The sequence below is a fragment of the Brucella sp. GW823-FHT04E01 genome (assembly GCF_058796175.1).
The window spans coordinates 1-1235 of record NZ_JBXAIK010000009.1 but is presented as its reverse complement, the minus strand read 5'-3'; the positions used below and the strand labels follow the sequence as shown (position 1 = coordinate 1235).

The following is a 1235-nucleotide window of genomic DNA, read 5'->3' as shown; positions in this document are numbered from 1 at the left end:
TGAGGTGCACCCCGATTTTGGGCCACGGAGAGCTGGAATTTTCCGGGTTTAAGGCTCAAAGCGGCGGGGATGCCGTTGAGCCATTCATAAGCGAAATCGGCACCTTATTGCCAATGGCGCTATGTGGCCGGAATTCGTTATAGTCTCTACGCCAATCCTCCATCTTAATGCGGGCGTCGTCAAGACTCATGAACCAATGGGCGTTCAGGCACTCGGCTCTGAACTTGCCATTGAAGCTCTCGATGTAGCTGTTATCTGTCGGCTTGCCGGGCCGGGAGAAGTCGAGCACCACCCCCTTATGGTAAGCCCATAGATCCAGGTCACGAGAGATAAATTCGCTGCCATTATCCACACGAATAACCGCAGGATAACCGACCTGACGACATATCCGTTCCAGGGTCTGCACCACATCCTCACCACGATAACTGAAGCGGGCATCAACTGCTGGCGAGAAGCGTGAGAATGTATCAACCACCGTCAGGATACGGATCTTCCGTCCTGTCGCCAATTGATCATGGACAAAATCCATTGCCCAAACATGGTTGGAATGGGTCGCATCTGTGCGATCAGCGCGAAGCTTCGCCTTCACGCGTCGTTTGGGAACCTTGTTCCGCAGCTGAAGTCCCATCTCCTTGTAAAGACGATAGATTCGCTTCGGATTAACGGGCCAGCCGTCACGCTTGAGAAGCACATGCACGCGCCGATACCCATAACGAACCCGTGTCTGACAGATGTCCTTGATCCTGAGCTTCAGTTCAGCCTGCTCGCCGCGCTTTGACTTGTAGACATAAAGTGACCGGTCAATCTTGAGCACCGAACAGGCGCGTCGTACCGAGACTTTCCAATCCGACTTAATAGTGTCGACAAGCGCTCGCCTGCGTGCAGGCTTCAGAGCTTTTTTGCCAAAACATCCTGAAGCATGGCCTTGTCCAGAGACAGATCAGCAACGATCCGCTTCAGCTTGGCATTCTCCTCCTCGAGCTGCCGTAACCGCTTCATCTCGGATGGCATCAGACCCGCAAATTTCTTGCGCCAGTTATAAAACGTGGCGTCTGAAATACCTGCCTTCCGACAAACCTCACCAATCGGCGTGCCATCCTCTGCCTGCTTCAAAACGAATGCAATCTGCGCTTCTGAAAACTTCGATGCCTTCATGGAACTCTCCTTCTCCCAGATAAGGGATCATAAGTGGAAAATTCCAGTTCTGAATGGCCTAATTTATTGGGAGCACGTCA

The 1235-nt window shown here is 52.4% G+C and carries 1 protein-coding gene; it reads right to left on the bottom strand.

The window, feature by feature from the left end; genetic code table 11:
- Nucleotides 1–55 precede the first annotated feature (55 nt).
- A protein-coding gene (locus AC1RHM_RS22755) for an IS3 family transposase (RefSeq protein WP_105529493.1) occupies nucleotides 56–1155 on the bottom strand; the annotation gives its coding sequence in 2 pieces (ribosomal slippage) (nucleotides 56–903 and nucleotides 903–1155; 1101 coding nt in all).
- Nucleotides 1156–1235 lie beyond the last annotated feature (80 nt).